Origin of the sequence: Pseudomonas pseudonitroreducens, from assembly GCF_021603645.1 — a bacterium.
Classification (GTDB): domain Bacteria; phylum Pseudomonadota; class Gammaproteobacteria; order Pseudomonadales; family Pseudomonadaceae; genus Pseudomonas; species Pseudomonas pseudonitroreducens.
Window position 1 is genome coordinate 22,509 of record NZ_BQHJ01000014.1, and the last position, 18,387, is coordinate 40,895.

Annotated in this window: 14 protein-coding genes; 8 read left to right on the forward strand and 6 right to left on the reverse strand. The window is 64.6% G+C overall.

Annotation, left to right across the window (positions count from 1 at the left end):
• The first annotated feature begins 318 nt into the window (after positions 1-318).
• The 4 genes from L6D89_RS27640 (at position 319) to L6D89_RS27655 (ending at position 6,280) form a co-directional block, all read left to right on the forward strand.
• Positions 319-2,697: a carbohydrate-binding family V/XII gene (locus L6D89_RS27640; protein WP_236201776.1), complete on the forward strand. Its 2,379-nt coding sequence runs from the start codon at positions 319-321 to the stop codon at positions 2,695-2,697.
• Between the two features lie 79 nt (positions 2,698-2,776).
• Positions 2,777-3,751, forward strand: coding sequence for an AEC family transporter (locus L6D89_RS27645; protein WP_236201777.1), 975 nt, complete (start codon positions 2,777-2,779; stop codon positions 3,749-3,751).
• A gap of 430 nt (positions 3,752-4,181) precedes the next feature.
• Positions 4,182-5,486: a CitMHS family transporter gene (locus L6D89_RS27650; RefSeq protein ID WP_236201778.1), complete on the forward strand. Its 1,305-nt coding sequence runs from the start codon at positions 4,182-4,184 to the stop codon at positions 5,484-5,486.
• A gap of 32 nt (positions 5,487-5,518) precedes the next feature.
• A complete protein-coding gene (locus L6D89_RS27655; RefSeq protein ID WP_236201779.1) occupies positions 5,519-6,280 on the forward strand; it encodes a TerC family protein in 762 nt (253 codons plus the stop codon).
• Positions 6,281-6,380: 100 nt separating this feature from the next.
• Here L6D89_RS27655 and L6D89_RS27660 read toward each other — a convergent pair whose 3' ends face one another.
• On the reverse strand, positions 6,381-6,854 hold the full coding sequence (locus L6D89_RS27660; protein ID WP_236201780.1) for an LEA/WHy family protein: 474 nt from the start codon (positions 6,852-6,854) through the stop codon (positions 6,381-6,383).
• A gap of 17 nt (positions 6,855-6,871) precedes the next feature.
• Positions 6,872-8,179, reverse strand: a complete 1,308-nt coding sequence (locus L6D89_RS27665) for a PQQ-dependent sugar dehydrogenase (protein ID WP_236201781.1) — start codon at positions 8,177-8,179, stop codon at positions 6,872-6,874.
• 354 nt (positions 8,180-8,533) lie between these two features.
• Here L6D89_RS27665 and L6D89_RS27670 point away from each other — a divergent pair, with 354 nt between their 5' ends.
• The gene (locus L6D89_RS27670) at positions 8,534-10,258 is read left to right on the forward strand and encodes a Na/Pi cotransporter family protein (RefSeq protein WP_236175772.1); all 1,725 of its coding nucleotides are present in this window, start codon (positions 8,534-8,536) and stop codon (positions 10,256-10,258) included.
• Between the two features lie 98 nt (positions 10,259-10,356).
• Entirely contained in the window at positions 10,357-11,391 is a 1,035-nt protein-coding gene (locus tag L6D89_RS27675) for an AraC family transcriptional regulator (protein WP_236201782.1), read from the forward strand.
• A gap of 84 nt (positions 11,392-11,475) precedes the next feature.
• Here L6D89_RS27675 and L6D89_RS27680 read toward each other — a convergent pair whose 3' ends face one another.
• Positions 11,476-12,432, reverse strand: a complete 957-nt coding sequence (locus tag L6D89_RS27680) for an NAD-dependent epimerase/dehydratase family protein (RefSeq protein ID WP_236175796.1) — start codon at positions 12,430-12,432, stop codon at positions 11,476-11,478.
• Between the two features lie 207 nt (positions 12,433-12,639).
• Here L6D89_RS27680 and L6D89_RS27685 point away from each other — a divergent pair, with 207 nt between their 5' ends.
• Positions 12,640-14,013 carry a M16 family metallopeptidase gene (locus L6D89_RS27685; protein WP_236201783.1) on the forward strand — a complete coding sequence of 458 codons (1,374 nt, stop codon included), beginning with the start codon at positions 12,640-12,642 and terminating at the stop codon, positions 14,011-14,013.
• Positions 14,014-14,038: 25 nt separating this feature from the next.
• Here the strand turns inward: L6D89_RS27685 and L6D89_RS27690 are convergent, their stop codons facing one another.
• Both L6D89_RS27690 and tcuC read right to left on the reverse strand, forming a co-directional pair.
• Entirely contained in the window at positions 14,039-14,590 is a 552-nt protein-coding gene (locus tag L6D89_RS27690; protein WP_236175769.1) for a GNAT family N-acetyltransferase, read from the reverse strand.
• A gap of 124 nt (positions 14,591-14,714) precedes the next feature.
• Positions 14,715-16,004 (reverse strand): MFS transporter, encoded by a 1,290-nt coding sequence (gene tcuC / locus L6D89_RS27695; RefSeq protein WP_236201784.1) that lies wholly within the window; start codon positions 16,002-16,004, stop codon positions 14,715-14,717.
• 428 nt (positions 16,005-16,432) lie between these two features.
• On the opposite strand from tcuC, the gene L6D89_RS27700 reads away from it, so the two are divergent.
• Complete coding sequence (locus L6D89_RS27700) at positions 16,433-17,104, forward strand: S1C family serine protease (protein ID WP_236172354.1); 672 nt, start codon at positions 16,433-16,435, stop codon at positions 17,102-17,104.
• On the opposite strand, the gene L6D89_RS27705 is transcribed toward L6D89_RS27700, so the two are convergent.
• A complete protein-coding gene (locus L6D89_RS27705) occupies positions 17,086-18,315 on the reverse strand; it encodes a nucleoside recognition domain-containing protein (protein ID WP_236201785.1) in 1,230 nt (409 codons plus the stop codon). The two genes, L6D89_RS27700 and L6D89_RS27705, sit on opposite strands and share 19 nt — an antisense overlap.
• Between the last annotated feature and the right edge of the window lie 72 nt (positions 18,316-18,387).

Sequence of the window (18,387 nt, forward strand, 5' to 3'; positions counted from 1 at the left end):
GAAGCACTCCCACAGCCGTTTGGCTTTGTTGTTGATTTACTGCGGCAGTGGCCAGGAGGCCGGTAGAACCGGGACATGGGCGGCATCGGGCTCTATGGCCCAGCGTCTGAAGGCTTTGTCTCGCGACATGTCTGACAGGCCGATGGTGGCCGAAGCGGGAGGCTCGGAAAATTATTAAATATGTCGTTGCGCCATAAGAAAAAGCTGCCTTGCCGGCGAAATTGCACCAGCATGGCGCAGGACGGAACGCAGACTCGCGCGGGGAGTTCCGCGCTGCACTATCGTTGAACGCAGCTCTCACTCCGAAAGGTTGTCACCATGGCGCTACGCCCGATCCTGTCAGCCCTGGCCCTCGCCATCGGGTTCGCTCTGCTGCCGAGTTATCCACAGGCCGCCGATGCCCAGCCTCCCGCTGCCACCGAGCTGAAATGGCCGCGGGACTTCGCCCTCGGCGAGCAGCACGTGCAGGTCTTCCAGCCACAGATCGAGGACTGGGACGGCACCCGCATGAGCGGCCGCGCGGCCATTGCCGTCGGCCCCGCCAACGGCGCGCCAACCTACGGTGTGGCGCAATTCTCCGCTGCCGCCGCGATCGACAAGGCCAGTGGGCTGGTGCAGCTCACCGACCTGCGTATCGACAAGGTGGAGGTGCCCACGGCCCCGGACAGCGCCGGCAAGGTGCGCGATGCCCTGGTGGCGCGGCTGCCCCGGGAAGGGCTGACCGTCTCCCTCGACCAGTTGCAGGCCAGCTACGCGGTGAACCAGCAGCTGGACAAGCTGCGCCACGTCGAAGTGAAGAACGACGCGCCACAGATCGTCTTTGCCGCCACGCCGACCGTGCTGGTGATGATCGATGGCCAGCCGAACTGGCAGGCGCTGCCGAGCAGCGACTTCCAGCGCGTGCTCAACAGCCGCGTGCTGATCCTGCGCGACGCCCAGGGCAATCACTATCTCAACGCCGCCGGCAACTGGTACACCGCCCAGGCGCTGGACGGCAGCTGGCTGGTGCTGAGCCAGCCGCCCAAGGCGCTGCTCAGTGCGCAGCAGGTGGCGGAGAAAGCCGGCCCGGTGGACGCGCTGCTGCCCAAGGACGGCAAGGTGCCAGGCAAGGCGCCGGCCATCCTGGTGGCGACACAACCTACCGAGCTGATCGTCAGCGACGGCACCGCGCAGATGCAGCCGGTGGACGGCGTCAGCCTGCTGACGATGCAGAATGCCGACCACGCGGTGTTCGTCGATCCGACCCGCAATACCTGGTACGTGCTGGTGTCCGGGCGCTGGTTCAGCGGACCGGGCGAGAAGGGCCCGTGGCAGTATGTCGAAGGCAAGAACCTGCCCGCCGACTTCGCGAAGATTTCACCCAGGGATCCGAAGGCCAACGTGCTGGTTTCGGTGCCCGGCACCCCGCAGGCGAAGGAAGCGGCCATCGCCGCGAACATTCCGCAGACCGCCTCCGTCTCGCGCAGCAAGGCGACCATGAAGGTCAGCTACGACGGCGCGCCCAATTTCCAGCCCATCACCGGCACCAGCCTGCAGTACGCGGTGAACACCCCGACGCCGGTGATCGAGGTCGCCGCCAACCAGTTCTTCGCCGTCACCAATGGCGTCTGGTTCGTCGCTCCGAGCCCCAGCGGCCCATGGCAGGTGGCGACCGAGGTGCCGGCGGCGATCTACGGCATCCCACCCAGCTCGCCGGTGTATTACGTGACCTATGTGCATATCTACTCGGTCACCCCGCAGGCCGTGGTGGTCGGCTATACGCCCGGCTACCTGGGCGTGGTGGTGAACAGCGACGGAACGGTGGTCTACGGCACCGGCTACACCTACCCGGCCTATGTCAGCAGCACCGTGTACTACGGCTATCCACCCACCTATGGCTATGGTGCGGGCTTCGCCGTGGGCGCGCTGACCGGCTTCGCTTTCGGCTACGCAGCCGGGGCCTGGTGGGGTGCTCCCGAGCCCTACTGGGGACCGTACTGGGGCCCCTATCCACACGGCGGCTGGAGCTACGCCAACGTCAACCAGGCGAACTTCTACGGGCGCTGGGGCCAGGGCACGGTCACCCACGCCTACGGCTACAACGGCTGGACCGGCACCCAGTGGCAAGGCAGCTCAGCCGTTGGCTACAACCCGCGCACCGGCACGCACTTCCAGGGCGCCCAGGGCGCGGCCTTCAACCCCTATACCGACGAAGGCGCAGCCGGGCGGCGCGGAGCCTACTCCAATGCCTCCACCGGCATGTCCGGCGCGGGCCGCAGCGGCGTGGCCTACGACGCCGACAGTGGCGACTTCAAGGCTGGCCAGCAGGGCATCCAGCACAACGCCCAGACCGGCCGCACCACCATCGCCGAGCGCGGCGTCTCCGGCGACGTGGACGACGGACGCGGCAGCTACGACCGGCAGAATCAGGGCGTCAGCTACAACCGCCGCACCGGCAACGCCGTGGCCTGGAAGAACGGCGACGTCTATGCCGGCCACGACGGCAACGTCTACCAGCACACCGACAGCGGCTGGCAGCAGCACACCGACAATGGCTGGCAGCCGGTACAGCCGAACCAGGCCAACGTCCGCAGCCAATTGGAGCAGCAGTACCAGTCGCGGCAGGTTGGCCAGCAACGCTTCAACCAGACCCAGCGACAATGGGGCGGTGGTGGTTTCGGCGGCGGCCACGTTGGCGGAGGCGGTTTCCGCCGCTAAGCCTGTGGGCAAGGTTTTCCACAGCGCTATGGGTTGTGGAAAACCGCTGCGGGCACGCTGAGAAATTTATCCACAGGCCTTGCCCTATCCCGCAGCGCCTCGGCAAGATGCCCGCTTCCACCACCATCGCGGGGTTGCCGTGACCGCTCTGTTCCAGGCCCTCTGGCCGTTGTTCGCGCTGATCGTCGGCGGTTTCGTGCTACGCCGCAAAGGCTTCCCCGGTGAGGCTTTCTGGCCCGCTGCCGAGCGGCTCAACTACTTCATTCTGTTCCCCGCCCTGCTGGCCAGCAGCCTGGCCAGCGCACCGCTGGACGATCCCGGCCTCGCCCGCCAGGCGCTGGCGGTGGTGCTCGGGCTGGGTATCGCCTGGGTTGCCCTGCTCATCGCCAAACGCCTGCGCGGCTGGAATGCGGCGCGCTTCGGCGCCATTGCCCAGGGCGTACTGCGCTTCAACACGTACCTGGGGCTCGCCGCGGTGGGCAGTCTGTATGGCAAACCGGGCCTGACCCTGGCCGCGCTGATGCTGGCGCTGATGGTGCCGACGGTGAACGTGATGTCGGTCTGGGCGCTGACCGCCGAACGCGGCATCAGCCTGCGCTCGCTGCTGCTGCCCATCGTGAAGAACCCGCTGATCCTCGCCTGCGTGGTGGGTGCCTTGCTAAACGTGACGGGCATCGGCCTGCCCGGCGGTACCGACCGCCTGTTCAGCCTGCTGGCGGTCGCCAGCCTGCCGCTGGGCCTACTCTGCGTGGGCGCGGCGCTGCAGCCGCAGGAACTGCGCGCGGAAGTCTCGGCGCTGGGCTGGAACTGCGCGATCCGCCTGTTGGCCATGCCATTGCTGGCCTTCGCCATCGCTCGCCTGCTGGCTCTGCCACCGCTGGAAAGCGCGCTGCTGGTGATGTTCTTCGCCTTACCCACAGCCCCCACCGCCTATGTGCTGACCCGCCAGCTGGGCGGCGAAAGCGGGCTGATGGCGGGGATCATCACCCTGCAGACACTGCTGGCCGGCGCCAGCCTGCTGCTGGTGATGGGGGCGATCCAGGCGCTGGGCTGACTCGGGTCAGGTCTTCTGCCAAGTGGTCCAGGGAGCGTGCAGGCAGGATGGGTGGAACTTGCGATACCCATCCTGCTCACGCGCCGATGCCGATGGGTATCGCTACGCTCCACGCCATCCTACGAAGTGCTCATCCTGCGAGCTGGGCCGTGAGTTATCCACACACCGGCCTCGGTTCGCGAGCAAGCTCGCTCCTACACCAGACGCATCGATCAGCGGTCATCGACTGCGAAAGCCTGCTGAAAGCTTGACCCCCTAGCATCGCCGCCTCGGTCCTCCCGGCCGGACCTGCGTTCGCGCAGCGTACAAAAACAACAATCGGTGATCGCTCATGCCCCGTTTCCTGTCCCTGTCCGCCCCGACTCCATCCGCGCTTCACGTGCTTATCCACAGCCGCCGCTGATATTCACGCCAGACCGGAGTTATCCCCATGCTGACTTTCCTCGCCTTCGCCATGGTGGCGACCTTCATGTTCCTGATCATGACCAAGCGGCTCTCGGCGCTGATCGCGCTGATCCTGGTGCCGATCGCCTTCGCCCTGCTCGGCGGCTTCGCCAAGGGCCTGGGGCCGATGATGCTGGACGGCATCCGCACCCTGGCGCCGACCGGGGTGATGCTGATGTTCGCCATCCTCTACTTCGCCATCATGATCGACTCCGGGCTGTTCGACCCGGCGGTGCGGCGCATCCTCAAGCTGGTGAAGGGCGACCCGCTGAAGGTGTCGATGGGCACCGCCGCGCTGGCGATGATCGTCTCGCTGGATGGCGACGGCTCGACCACCTACATGATCTGCGTGGCCGCCGTGCTGCCGCTGTACAGCCGCCTGGGCATGAGCCCGCTGCTGATGGCCTGCCTGATCATGCTCTCCAGCGGTGTACTGAACATGACGCCCTGGGGCGGACCCACCGCCCGCGCAGCCAGCGCGCTGCACGTGGACCCGGCGGATATCTTCGTGCCGATGATCCCGGCCATGCTCGCCGGTATCGCGGCGATCTTCGCCCTGGCCTGGTTCTACGGCAAACGCGAGCGTGCCCGCCTGGGCGAACTGCACCTGCCCACCGACCATGAAGCGATGGCGGAAGTGAGTGTGTCGCAGTACCCCGAGGCGCGGCGGCCGAAGCTGCTGTGGTTCAACGCCGTGCTGACCGTCGTACTGATGGGCACGCTGATCGCCGGCCTGCTGCCGATGCCGGTGCTGTTCATGATCGCCTTCGGCATCGCGATGATCGTCAACTATCCCTGCATCCTGGAGCAGAAGAAGCGCATCGGCGCCCACGCCGAGAACGTCCTCGCGGTGGTCTCGCTGATCTTCGCCGCTGGGGTGTTCACCGGAATTCTCTCGGGAACGGGCATGGTCGAAGCCATGTCCAAAAGCCTGCTGGCGGTGATCCCGCCGGCGCTGGGGCCGTACCTGGCGACCATCACGGCGCTGGTGAGCATGCCGTTCACCTTCTTCATGTCCAATGATGCTTTCTACTACGGCGTGCTCCCGGTACTCTCCCAGGCCGCCGCGCAGTACGGCATCACCCCGGTGGAAATGGCCCGTGCCTCCATCGTCGGCCAGCCGGTGCACCTGCTCAGCCCGCTGGTGCCCTCGACCTACCTGCTGGTCGGGCTGGCCAAGGTGGACTTCGGCGACCACCAGCGCTTCACCCTCAAGTGGGCCGTGCTGGTGTGCCTGGCGATCCTAGCCGCCGCGCTGCTGCTGGGCCTGTTCCCGCTGTTCAATGACTGACCGACCAACGACCGACTTCGAGTACTGCGACAATGGAATGGCTGACCAGCCCTGAAATCTGGATTGCGTTCTTCACCCTGACTGCCCTGGAAATCGTCCTGGGCATCGACAACATCATCATGATCTCCATCCTGGTCGGCCGCATGCCCAAGCACATGCAGCCGCGCACGCGCTTCTTCGGACTGGCGCTGGCGATGGTCACGCGCATCCTGCTGCTGCTCTCGATCACCTGGGTCATGCGACTGACCGCCGACCTGTTCCACTTGTTCGGCCAGGGCATCTCCGGGCGCGATCTGATCCTGTTCTTCGGCGGCCTGTTCCTGCTGTGGAAAAGCAGCAGCGAAATCTTCCACGGCCTGGAAGGTGAAGACGAAACCGAAGGCGAACCCAGGAGCGTGATGGGCGGCTTCATCGGCACCATCATCCAGATCGCGATCATCGACATCGTGTTCTCGCTGGACTCGGTGATCACCGCCGTGGGCATGGTTTCCAATGTGCCGGTGATGGTCGCGGCCATCGTCGTCGCGGTGATGGTGATGATGCTCTGCGCCGGCGCCATCAGCGACTTCATCGACAAGCACCCGTCGCTTAAGATGCTCGCGCTGTCGTTCCTTATCGTGGTCGGCACCGTGCTGATCGCCGAAGCCTTCGAAGTCCACGTACCCAAGGGCTACGTCTACTTCGCCATGGCCTTCTCGCTGGCGGTGGAAGCGCTGAACATCCGCATGCGCACTGCGCGTGGGAAGAAGGAAGTGGACCCGGTGAAACTGCGCAAGGACATCCCCGGCCAGTAATCCACAAGTACTATCCACAAGCGCTGTCCACAGGCACTCTGGGTGAATTGAAAAAGCCGGGCTTTCCACAGCCCGGCTTTTTATTCACAGCGGATCGGTATCAAGGGCGTGCGACCGGTTCCGGCCAGTTCAGCACGCCCTTGTCGTTGAAGCGCACCGTGCCGAACAGGCCGCCGGCCAGCTTGCCGTTGATCTCGTAGGGCATGCCCTGGCGTGGCGGCCCGCCGGACAGGCCCCAGGCCTGCCGAATGGCGGAAAAAGCGGAGATGCTCACCGGCACGCTGATCACTTGCTCGCCAAAACGCGGCACCTGCCCGCTGGCGTCACTGACTCCGCTGGCCAGGGGCTGGCCGTTTACCGACAGGTCGAGGGCGATGCCGTTGTAATCGATGGCCTGGTCATTGGGGTTCTGCACCCGCAGCTTGACCATGAAGCGTGCCTCCATGCCCTGCCCGGTCGCCGGTTCCAGGCCGACCAGATCGATGCGCAAGGGATCGCGCGTACCGAACAGGCTGCTGCATGCGCCGAGCATCAGTAGCGCGGCCATCAGGATCAGGCGATGTAGCTTGGCCATGCGGTCTCCTCGTCGATTCACTTCAGGGTAGCCGGGCGCAACCGCCACACGGTGTTACCCACATCATCGGCCACCAGCAGTCCGCCGAACTTATCCACAGCGACGCCGACAGGACGTCCCATGGCCTCGTCCTTGTCGTTGATGAAGCCGTCCAGAACAGTCATCGGCTGGCCGTTGGGTTTGCCGCCAGCAAAGGGGATGAACACCACCTGGTAGCCGCTGCGCGGCTTGCGGTTCCAGGAGCCGTGCTGGCCGATGAACACGCCGCCACGATAACGCTCCGGCAGCAGGCTGCCCTGATAGAACGCAAGGCCCAGCGAAGCCGTGTGGGAACCCAGGGCATAGTCCGGCACCAGTGCTTTCTCGACCATGTCCGGGCGCGCCGGCTCCACGCGTTTATCCACATGCTGGCCGAAGTAGCTCCACGGCCAGCCGTAGAAGCCGCCGTCCTTCACCGAGGTCATGTAGTCGGGGACCAGGTCGTTGCCCAGTTCGTCGCGCTCGTTCACGGCGGTCCACAGGGCGCCGGTGTTGGGTTCCCAGCCCATTCCGTTGGGGTTGCGCAGGCCGGAGGCGAACACCCTCACGTCGCGGTTGGACAGGTCGATCTGCAGGATCGCCGCGCGGTTCTTCTCGGCCTCCAGGCCGTTCTCGCCGACATTGCTGTTGGAGCCGACGGTGGCATAGAGGTAGCGGCCGTCGGGGCTGGCGAGGATGTTCTTGGTCCAGTGGTGGTTGATCGGCCCGCCCGGCAGGTCGACGACCTTTTCCGCCGGTGCGCTGATCGTCGTCTCGCCGGTCTGGTACGGGAAGCGCACCACGGCATCGGCGTTCGCCACGTACAACCAGTTATCCACAAGGGCCATGCCGAACGGCGAGAACAACCCTTCCAGCAGCACACTGCGCTGCTCGGGCACGCCATCGCCGTCGGCATCGCGCAACAGGGTGATGCGGTTGGCGCTTGGCACCGAGGCGCCGGCCTTGGCCATGACCTTGCCGGCAACCCAGTCCTTCAAGCCGCCGGACTCTTCCTTGGGCGGCGCCGAGCTTTCCGCCACCAGCACGTCGCCGTTGGGCAGCACGTACAGCCAGCGCGGGTGTTCGAGTTGGTCGGCGAAGCGCTGCACCTCCAGGCCCTGCGCGGCCCGCGGCATCTGCCCAGCAGGCCAGCCGGTCGCCGTGGCGATATTGACGGTGGGCAGCAGGCTGCTTTGCGGCTCAGGCAACTGCGGTTGCGGCCCGGTGCCAGCGGTGAACGGCAGGGCGGACTTATCGCCGCAACCGGTCAACGCCAGCGCGGCCAGGAAGGGGAACGACCAACGCATGCGACTTCTCCTCGGCCTGTAATGCATTTATGTCGGTGAACACTTATTTCAGCGAATGCTTAGGCAGTCTAGACATATCCGCCCGCCTTTCCGTGCGAAATAACCGACGCAAAGCCTCTCGCGTCCGCTTTCGATCGGCTTTACTGACAGACAGGAATCCCGGCAAATCAGAGATTTGGCGAACCCTCAGGGAAGAACGAGGGTCTACCATGACAGTCTTGTGACAATCGCCTGAGTGTTGCCGTGTCCTTCTCGGCCCTCCGCGCTGTCTGTACGGAGCAGCGGGCGAGGTCGTTACAGGGTCCGTAGACGGACGCACCGCCACGGGCCCGCTTGAGTGCAAGGGGGCCCGACATGCTCAAACTGCTCGATCTGCTCTCTGCCGTCGCCCTGTTGGTGTGGGGCACACATATCGTCCGCACCGGTATCCTCAGGGTCTACGGCAGTAACCTGCGAAAAATCCTCAGCCGCAGCGTGGAAAAACGTCCGCTGGCCTTCGCCGCCGGCATCGGCGTCACCGCGCTGGTGCAGAGCAGCAACGCCACGGCATTGCTGGCGACGTCCTTCGTCGCCACCGGGCTGATGGCCCTGGCGCCGGCGCTGGCGATCATGCTCGGCGCCGACGTCGGCACGGCGCTGATGGCGCGGGTGCTGACCCTGGACCTATCGTGGCTGTCGCCGCTGCTGATCTTCTTCGGAGTGATCTTCTTCCTCGGCCGGCAGAAGTCGCGCCTGGGCCAGCTCGGCCGGGTATTCATCGGCCTGGGGCTGATCATCCTGGCGCTACAGCTGATCGTCGCCGCCGCCGAGCCCATGACCCAGGCCAAGGGCGTCAAGGTACTGTTCTCCAGCCTCACTGGCGACGTGATGCTGGACGCCCTGACCGGCGCACTGTTCGCGATGATTTCCTACTCCAGCCTGGCCGCCGTGCTGCTCACCGCGACGCTGGCAGCATCCAAGGTGATCTCGCTGAAGGTGGCGCTCTGCCTGGTGATCGGCGCCAACCTGGGCAGCGGCATCCTGGCGATGATCAGCGCTTCCTCGCAGAACGCTGCCGGCCGCCGCGTGGCGCTGGGCAGCCTGCTGTTCAAGGTCGCCGGTTGCGCCCTGGTGCTGCCACTGGTGGGCCCGCTGGCCGACTGGATCGACCACTGGCAGTTCAGCACCGCCGAACTGGTGATCGCCTTCCACGTGCTCTACAACACCACTCGATGCCTCGCCTGCCTGCCATTGACCGGACAGATGGCGGCCTTCTGTACGCGCATCATGCCCGACCGCCATTCGCCCGAAGACGTCGTGCGCCCCCGCCACCTCGACCCGGCGGCACTGGACACACCGAGCCTGGCGCTGGTCAATGCGGTGCGCGAAACCCTGCGCATGGGCGATATCGTCGAGCAGATGCTGAACAACCTGATGCAGGTTATCCACAGCGGCGACCCGCTGCTGGGCAAGGAAATCCGCAAGCAGGACGATGATGTCGATGCGCTCTACACCGCGATCAAGCTCTACCTGGCGCGCATGCCCCGCGAAGACCTGAGCGAAGCCGACAGCCGCCGCTGGGCGGAGATCATCGAGCTGGCAATCAACCTGGAGCAGGCTGGCGACATCATCGAGCACATGCTCGGTGCCGTGCAGGACAAGAAAACCTCGCGCAGTCGCTCCTTCTCCGACAACGGCCTGGAAGAGATCACCGTGCTCCACGGCCAGTTGGTGGCCAACCTGCGCCTGTCCCTCTCGGTGTTCCTCAATGGCGACCTGGAAGGCGCCAAGCGCCTGCGCCGGGCCAAGCAGCGCTTCCGCCTGCAGGAACGGCGCTTCGCCCACTCCCATGTCGATCGCCTGCGCCAGCAGGTCGTACAGAGCATCGAGACCAGCTCGCTGCACCTGGACCTGATCAGCGACATGAAGCGCTTGAACTCGCTGTTCTGCGCTATCGCCTATGCTGTTCTGGACAACCCGGATGCCAGTGATTCGGCAATCGGTGAACCTGAGGAAGACGAAGACTTCGTCGAACGCGAAGTCGCAGCGGTACAGGATCACCAGCGGCCGGCTTCCCCCGGCTCCAGCGCGACGGGTTGATGGCTGGAGGGCCTGAGCGAACACTCCACCGGAATGTTCGCCAGCCCCTACAAAGTCCTGATATCACGACGCCCAGGGTTCGGGCAGAATCCGCCGCCATGGAAGCATGCAATCAATCTCAACGTCCTCCCTCGGTCAGCGCCAGCCTGACCCAGGCCATCCTGCTGGCGGCCGTGCGCCTCGGTCTGGAGCGCGGCGCGCTGCTGGCTGCCAGTGGCATTCAGGAATCCCAGCTCAGCGACCCGGACGCGCGCATCGATTTCGCGCTGCAGGAACGCATGTGGCAGGTCATCCAGACGGACCTGAAGCATGACGAGCCCGGCCTGGCCATGGGCCGCGCATTGTCACCGGCGTCCTTCAGCGCGCTGGGCTACCTGCTGCAATCGAGCACCACGATGGGCGATGCCCTCGAGTCAGCCATGCGCTATCAGCGCCTGGTCGGCGAAGGGGGACAGGTGGCCATCGAGGCTCAGGCCGAGATCATCTGGGTCAGTTACCGCCCGTTGAACCCCGAACCGCCGGCGACCCGGGTTCGCGCCCTGGCGCTGCTGGGGTTCTGGGCGCGGCAGCTGCGCGCGCTGCTTAGCGGCCTGAAACTGGCCGGTTGCCGGTTCATGCACAGCCAGCCTGAGAACCTGACGGACTACGAAAAGGCCTTCGACTGTCCTCTGCAGTTCAACGCCCCGGACTATGCGCTGGGCCTGCCCCGGGCACTGATCGACGCGCCGCTGCCGCAAGCCAACCCGCCGCTGCGCGACTTGTTGCGCCAGCACGCCGAAGGCTTGCTTGCCCGACTGCCCAGCGCCAGCATCAGTGGCCGTGTGGTTGCCCTGCTCGGCGAGCAACTGACTCGCGGCGAACCCGGACGCGCCGCCGTGGCCAGCGAACTGGGCCTGAGCGAACGCACGCTGCAGCGTCGACTGGCGGAAGAAGGCAGCAGTTATCAACAACTGCTGGCCGATACCCGCCGGCAATTGGCGGAGCGTTACCTGGGCGAAGGCAACCTGCCGGCCACGGACATCGCCGCCCTGCTCGGCTATTCCGAGCCGAGCGTGTTCTTCCGCGCCTTTCGTCACTGGACGGGGCTGACGCCGGGCGAGTACCGCCAGCGGCGGCGGCAATCAGCGACCTAGCGGGCCGCCCAAGAGCCCGCCAGACGCGTCGACTCACAGGCTTTTCAACAGACTTGTCTACAGGATTCCCACAGCTCGGCGAGCTCAGCTGTGCAGTCCCCTTGCCGCGAGATAGGCGAGGAATGCCTCGCGGCTGGAGTAGCGCGGTTCGTAGCCGAATTCTTCTTTCAGCCGGCGGTTGTCCAGCACTGGCCGGTAGCGCAGGTAATCCACCTGCTCCGGACCAAAGTGCGACAACCCGAGTGGCTTGAGCAGGCCGAGACCTACTCGCATCAGGCTTGCCGGCATCGGGTGATAGGGTTTGTTGAGCAGGCCGGCGATCTCGCGCAGGGACAGTGCGCCGTCACCGGCGAGGTTGTAGATGCCTTCGCTGCCACGCTCGAGGCCCTGGCGAATCACGTTCACCACGTCCTGGTCCCAGATGAACACGAAGCGGCTGCGGTGTCCCATCACCCCCATCAGGCTGCGCCGGGCGAAGAGCTCCGCCAGCGGGTTATGCACACGCCGGCCGAGGATGGTTCCGGGGCGCAGAATCAGTTGCTTGATCTGTGGATAGTTTTCCCTGGCTTTGGCCAGCAATTGCTCGATTTCCTGCTTGCAGCGGGCGTGCAGCAGATGCGGTTGACCCCGTAGCGGGTGGGATTCGTCGATCCACTCGGCGTTGTCGCGATGAAAGCCATAGGCGGCGCCCGAACTGGTAACTATCAATTGCCGGACATCGTTATCACGCGCCGCCTCGATCAGTGCACGGGTGCCACCCACTTCGATGGCGTGGCGTTTCTGCGCCGTCATCTCCGGCGGCGGGTTCACCACCGCGGCCAGATGCACGATCGCATCTGGCTTCCAGAGCTCCACGCAGGCCCGCGTGTTGGCCGCCACGCTCAGATCCAGCGCAACCGGCTCGATGTTGGGGCGCAGACCCTGGGACTTTATTTGCTGCATATCAGCGGCAATGAGCGTCCAGTCCAGGTGCTGGACGGCAAGCTCATTGAGCAGGCTCTGCCCGAGAAATCCCGCAGCGCCGGTGATCAGGACGCGCATGTAGCCTCCAGACCGTTCGCCATGCAGCGAACGACGGGTCCGTTGATCGGGGTGGATGAATGGAGCGTAGTTCCACTGCGCCAGCACCGACAGTGACCTCGCAAGCCAGCCCCGTGACCAAAGATGCCACCCGACGAAGGTTGAACACGGTGGGTTCGCGACGGTCAATCCGCTATCCTCACGGCTTTGCGTCCAGGCTCACCGCTCATGCGTTGGTTGTTCGTCCCCCTGCTATCTCTGCTGCTCAGCGCCTGGTCCCATGCCGACCAGCGCCAGACGGTCGAGGCGTACCAGCTGGAGAACGGCATGGGCGTGCTGTTCAAGCCAACCCGCGAGAAGGGCCATGTCTCGATTCGCCTGATCGTCGGCGTCGGCTTCAGCGACTTCAGTTGCCGCGACCGGCAGTTGCCCCACCTGATGGAACACCTGTTCTTCAGCGGCCTGGATGGCGGCGACGAGGCCGACCTGGAAGCACGCATGCAGGCTCTGGGCGGCCAATGGAATGCCTACACCAGCGAGGGAGACACCGCGTTCGTCGTCGAGTCCCCCGCCGCCACCCAGCGCCAGGTGCTGGACCTGCTGCTGGAAATCATCACCCGCACCCAACTCGACCAGCGCAAGATCGATTCCGCCAAGCAGGTACTGGTGCGCGAGGATGGCGGCCATTATTCGCACCTGCAGCGTTGGCTGGATCACCAGAACATCAGCCGCGCCGGTCAGGAACAGTTGGCTGTCGAGCTGGGCCTGTCATGCGACGAGCGCGCCCCTGTGGATAACCTCACCCAGGCGCAACTGGATCAGTTGCGCAAGGACTGGTACGTCCCGAGCAACATGACCCTGATCATCGTCGGCGACCTCGACCCGCGCCTGCCGGTGTACCTGGGGCGCACCTACGGCGCCCTGATCGACCACGACACTCCGGAACGCCGCGACCTGCCGCAGATGAAGACCACCGCCGAGCGCCAGCGCAGCCTGACCACCGGGATGTTCGGCGAAAGCGCGGTGCTGCACTGGATCTTCCCGGAGCCGGAGGATGTCGACGGCGCCACGCTGGACCTGCTGCAGGCCTACCTGAACGATACGCTCTACACCGAACTGCGCGTGCGCCGCGAGTTGTCCTACGGCCCCTGGAGCGAGCGCACTGCATGGGCGAACCAGGGCTTCCTGAGCCTCAACGCCGATGTCGAACGCGACCAGGAACAGGTGACACAGAAGGCCCTGAAAGACCTGGTGGACAAGATCCGCCGCGATGGCCTCGACCCGCAGCGCTTCGCCCGCATCCAGCGGGTGGCGCGTGCGCAGCTGGCCTGGAGCACCCCGGGGAATTCGACGCTGGCGGATTACTACTGGGGTGCATTGGCCGATTTCGACGACGGCAAATTCCCCGACGAGGACAAGCGCCTGGCAAAAGTCAGCCTGGCCCACGCCAACGATGTGGCGAAGCGGCTGTTCAAGGACGAGGGTTATCTGCGCATTGAGAAGCCGCTGCTGGACGACGACATGGTCTATCCGCTGGCGACGGTGGGTGCATTGCTGCTGGCGGTATTGCTGGGGCTTGCGCTGTGGCGCCGACGGAGCTGAAGCCCCGTCGGCGAATCTTCAGGCCTCAGAGTGCGAGGCGGCGGATGACCTGGCAGGAGTCGTCCGGGTCCACCTGGGCGCGGAAGCCCAGCTCGCGAGCCATGTCGCGCATGTCGCGGTCCATGGACGAGTCGATCGAGTACATCTGGTGGAAGCCGTTGCGCTTGGCCACATCGATCAGATGGCGCATCAGTGCGACGTCCAGGCCCAGTTGCTTGAACTCGTCGGCGATGGTCACCGCGCATTCGCACTGCTGGTTATCCACAGCCGCGTAGCGGCTGATGCCGACTTCGCGCAACTCGCCGTCCACATGGGTCAGGGCGATGAAGGCCATGGTGGTCTGGTAGTCCACATCCATCAGGCGATCGAGCAGTTTGTCGTCGATCTTCACTTCGCCATGGAAGCGGAACTTGCGGGTCATGGGGGACAGACGCTCGAGGAACAGGCGTTCGCGCTCGCGGTCTTCCGCGCGCAACGGACGAATCAGCACGTGGCTGCCATCTTCGAGGGTTTCTATCCAGTGATCGGCGCCAACAGCCCCGAGGGCTGCGAGCTCGGCGGTGGGGTGGGTGATCATGACGCGTTCTCCGCTGGAGAAGAGGGATTGGGTTGACCCTATCCTTCTCCTGCGGGTGCCGGGCAGGCCTGACGTATGTCAATGCCGCCCGGAACCGTACTGGGGCAGAACGTCGCAGCTGGGCTCAGGCGCTGGCGGCCAGGGCTCCAGCGCGTGCACGGGCGCCCTTGCGGAACAGCACCAGGGTGGCAAGCAGGCCGAGCGCCGCCGCGCCGCTGAGCCAGATACCCGGCGCAGCCTTGTTGTCCAGGGTGTGGATAAGCCAGGTGCAGACCGCCGGGGTGAAACCACCGAAGGTCGCGGTCGCCAGGCTGTAGGCCAGGGAGAATCCGGTGGTGCGCACGTCCGCCGGCATGATCTCGGTGAGCGCGACAACCATCGCGCCGTTGTAGCTGCCATAGAGGAAGGACAGCCACAGTTCCACTTCCAGCAGGCGGGCAAAGCTCGGCTCGGCCACCAGCCAGGAGAGCATCGGGTAGGCGGTGAGCAGTGCCAGGATGGTAGCCGCCAGCAGCAGCGGCTTGCGCCCGATGCGATCGGATACGGCGCCCATCACCGGCAGCCAGATGAAGTTGGACAGCCCCACGCACATGGTCACCAGCAGGCTGTCGAAGTCCGACAGGTGCAGCTCGTTCTTGCCAAAGGTCGGGGTGTAGGCGGTGATCAGGTAGAAGGACACGGTGGTCATCACCACCATGGCGGTTCCGGCCAGCACCAGGCCGAAGTTCTGGCCGATGGAACGCAGCACCTGGCCCAGGGTCGGCCGATGCTTACGCTGCTCGAACTCGGGGGTTTCCTCCAGCGAGCGGCGGATGATGAACAACGCCGGGACGATCAGGCAGCCGACGAAGAACGGTACGCGCCAGCCCCACTCGCCCATGTCCTGCGGGCTCAGCCAATGGTTGAGGATCACCCCCAGCAGGCCGGCGAAGACCACCGCGACCTGTTGGCTCGCCGACTGCCAGCTGACGAAGAAACCGCGCTTGCCCGGGGTGGCGATTTCCGCGAGGTACACCGACACGCCGCCCAGCTCCACGCCGGCAGAAAAACCCTGCAGCAGGCGGCCAAGCAGGACCAGCAACGGTGCGGCGGCACCAAGGGTGGCATACCCCGGTACGAAGGCGATCAGCAGGGTGCCCATGGCCATCAGGCCGAGGGTGATGATCAGCCCCTGGCGACGGCCATGACGGTCGATATAGGCGCCGAGGAAGATGGCTCCCAGCGGACGCATGAGGAATCCGGCGCCGAAGGTCGCCAGCGACAGCATCAGGGAAGCGAAGGGGTCGTCGCCGGGAAAGAAGGTCTTGGCAATGGCGGTGGCGTAGAAGCCATACACCATGAAGTCATACATCTCGAGAAAGTTGCCACTTACCACACGGAAGACGGCTTTGGCTTTGGAGTTGTTCGAGGCCATAAGAACATCACTCAGGGCTGATACACGGGGATTCCCCTGCCGGGGAAATCGACGGTCGTCGTCCACGGCAGGCAGGCCCTGGAGAGTCGACTTATTTGTAACCCTATGTGTAAAAGCAGCCTCTCGACAATCGAAAAATGCCTGAGTTGGCCATTTTTACTGGCTTTGAAAGCTTGGTGAAAGCTTCACTACCGTTCGTCAGAAATAGCCATTGCGCGAGATATGTCACATTTCCATTATATTGCCAGGATAAACAAAACAATTACTTTACTTATATTTAAATAAATAAACTCCAGGATATTTGTAGGAAACCTTCGTCATTCGAGATAATTAATGCGTATTTCGCCTATTCAAGAATCTTATTTTTATATAAGAATTTTCCTTAATTAATAGTTAGCTTTTCCCACAAATTTTGGGAGAGCTTTACTGTGAAGAAAAGATGGTTCCTGCCGCTTCTGTTTACCCTCTCAGGCTGCAATGGCTGGGTTTCCCCGGAAACCAATGCGGGCCTGAATGACCGTTACTTCACCGTGTTCTCTGGCCCGCCATTGCCGGGAATGATCGTCGCCTCTGCCGTACAGTGGAATGCCGACTACGCGGTGACAGCAGCCCATACCCCGTTCCTGTTGAACAAGGCTTACCGCTGCAGCACGGGCTGCGACCTGCTGTTCATCGCGCACAAGGCAAAGGGGGCGCTCCCGCAGTGGCGGGATTTCCGTTCCGGCGAGACCGTCACCGCCCTGGGCAGCAGTTCCCTGCTGATCCCGATGAGCGCGACAGGGCGTGTCTGGCCGGTACCCTTCGTCGACGACCGTTCTGCAAGTGGCGAGCGCTACGGTGTACACGACGCGGCAATCGCCAAGGGCATGTCCGGAGGGCCATTGCTGGCCAGCGACGGTGCAGTGCTGGGGATCAATATCGGCTACCAGGCGGGTTTCACGCCACCGACAGGCCGGCCAGAACTGGCCGGCATGGCACGCTTGAGCGTGTTCGTGCCCTACCGGGTGATCCAGCGTGAATGGCTACTGTTCCAGGCTCAGGGGCAACACAAGGAGGCCCAGGTGGCCGCCGGCGAGAACCTTCAGGCGAAGAACCAGTAGCAAACGCCGATGGAGGCCAGCACGCCGGCAAGGTCCGCCAGCAGCGCGCAACCCACGGCATGGCGCGCGCGCTGGATGCCAACGGCGCCGAAATACACTGCCAGTACGTAGAACGTGGTCTCGGTGCTGCCTTGCACGGTGGCGGCGACCAATGCCGGGAAGCTGTCCACACCGTGGGATTGCATGGTTTCCAGCAGCATCGCCCGTGCAGCGCTGCCGGAGAACGGCTTGACCAGTGCGGTAGGCAGCGCATCGACGAAGCGAGTGTCCCAGCCCACGCCTTCGACTACCCAGCGGATGCCATCCAGCGCCATCTCCAGGGCGCCGGAAGCGCGCAATACGCCGACCGCGCAGAGCATCGCCACCAGATACGGCAGCAGGCTCTTGGCGACGTCGAAGCCCTCTTTTGCGCCCTCGACGAAGGTTTCATACACCGGCACCTTCTTCAGCCAGCCGACGATCAGGAACAGCATGATGATGCCGAACAGCGTCAGGTTGCCCAGTAGCGAGGACAACTGCGCCAGCGCGCTGGCAGACAGGCCTGCGAGCAACGCCATGAAGGCACCCAGCGCCAGCGCGCCGGGAATCAGGTAAGCCAGGACCACCGGATCCCACAGGCGCAGACGCTGCATCAGCGCCACGCTGAGCAGGCCGACGAGCGAGGAGGCGCTGGTGGCCAGCAGGATTGGCAGGAACACCAGGGTCGGGTCCACTGCGCCCTGCTGCGCGCGATACATGAAGATGGTCACCGGCAGCAGCGTCAGCGACGAGGCGTTGAGCACCAGGAAGAGAATCTGCGCGTTGCTCGCCGTGGTGCTGCTGGGATTGAGCTCCTGCAGCGCCTTCATGGCCTTCAGGCCGATGGGCGTAGCGGCGTTGTCCAGGCCCAGGCCGTTGGCGGCGAAGTTCAGGGTGATCAGGCCAATGGCCGGGTGGCCAGCGGGGACTTCCGGCATCAGGCGGCGGAACAGCGGGCCGAGCAGCACTGCGAGTTTCTCCACCAGGCCGGCCTTCTCGGCGATGCGCAGGAAACCCAGCCAGAGGGTCAGGGTACCGAACAACAGCACCATGACCTCCACCGACAGCTTGGCCATGGCGAACAGGCTTTCCACCATGGCGGCGAACACGGTGGCCTCCCCACCGAGCAGCCAGCGGGAAAGCGCGGTGACCGCCGCGACGATGAAAAAGCTCAGCCAGAGGCCGTTGAGCATGCGATGTCCCCCTTGGAATGGCCGCGATGATAGCGGCACGGGCGCCTTCCGCGCCAGAAACGACAAGGCCCC

Excerpts from the sequence above, each read along its gene's own strand:
- L6D89_RS27640 (WP_236201776.1), top strand. The coding sequence starts at position 319 with ATGGCGCTACGCCCGATCCTGTCAGCCCTGGCCCTCGCCATCGGGTTC.
- L6D89_RS27670 (WP_236175772.1), top strand. The coding sequence starts at position 8,534 with ATGCTCAAACTGCTCGATCTGCTCTCTGCCGTCGCCCTGTTGGTGTGG.
- L6D89_RS27650 (WP_236201778.1), top strand. The coding sequence starts at position 4,182 with ATGCTGACTTTCCTCGCCTTCGCCATGGTGGCGACCTTCATGTTCCTG.
- L6D89_RS27675 (WP_236201782.1), top strand. The coding sequence starts at position 10,357 with ATGGAAGCATGCAATCAATCTCAACGTCCTCCCTCGGTCAGCGCCAGC.
- tcuC (WP_236201784.1), bottom strand. The coding sequence starts at position 16,004 with ATGGCCTCGAACAACTCCAAAGCCAAAGCCGTCTTCCGTGTGGTAAGT.
- L6D89_RS27665 (WP_236201781.1), bottom strand. The coding sequence starts at position 8,179 with ATGCGTTGGTCGTTCCCCTTCCTGGCCGCGCTGGCGTTGACCGGTTGC.
- L6D89_RS27690 (WP_236175769.1), bottom strand. The coding sequence starts at position 14,590 with ATGATCACCCACCCCACCGCCGAGCTCGCAGCCCTCGGGGCTGTTGGC.
- L6D89_RS27680 (WP_236175796.1), bottom strand. The coding sequence starts at position 12,432 with ATGCGCGTCCTGATCACCGGCGCTGCGGGATTTCTCGGGCAGAGCCTG.
- L6D89_RS27685 (WP_236201783.1), top strand. The coding sequence starts at position 12,640 with ATGCGTTGGTTGTTCGTCCCCCTGCTATCTCTGCTGCTCAGCGCCTGG.
- L6D89_RS27705 (WP_236201785.1), bottom strand. The coding sequence starts at position 18,315 with ATGCTCAACGGCCTCTGGCTGAGCTTTTTCATCGTCGCGGCGGTCACC.
- L6D89_RS27655 (WP_236201779.1), top strand. The coding sequence starts at position 5,519 with ATGGAATGGCTGACCAGCCCTGAAATCTGGATTGCGTTCTTCACCCTG.
- L6D89_RS27660 (WP_236201780.1), bottom strand. The coding sequence starts at position 6,854 with ATGGCCAAGCTACATCGCCTGATCCTGATGGCCGCGCTACTGATGCTC.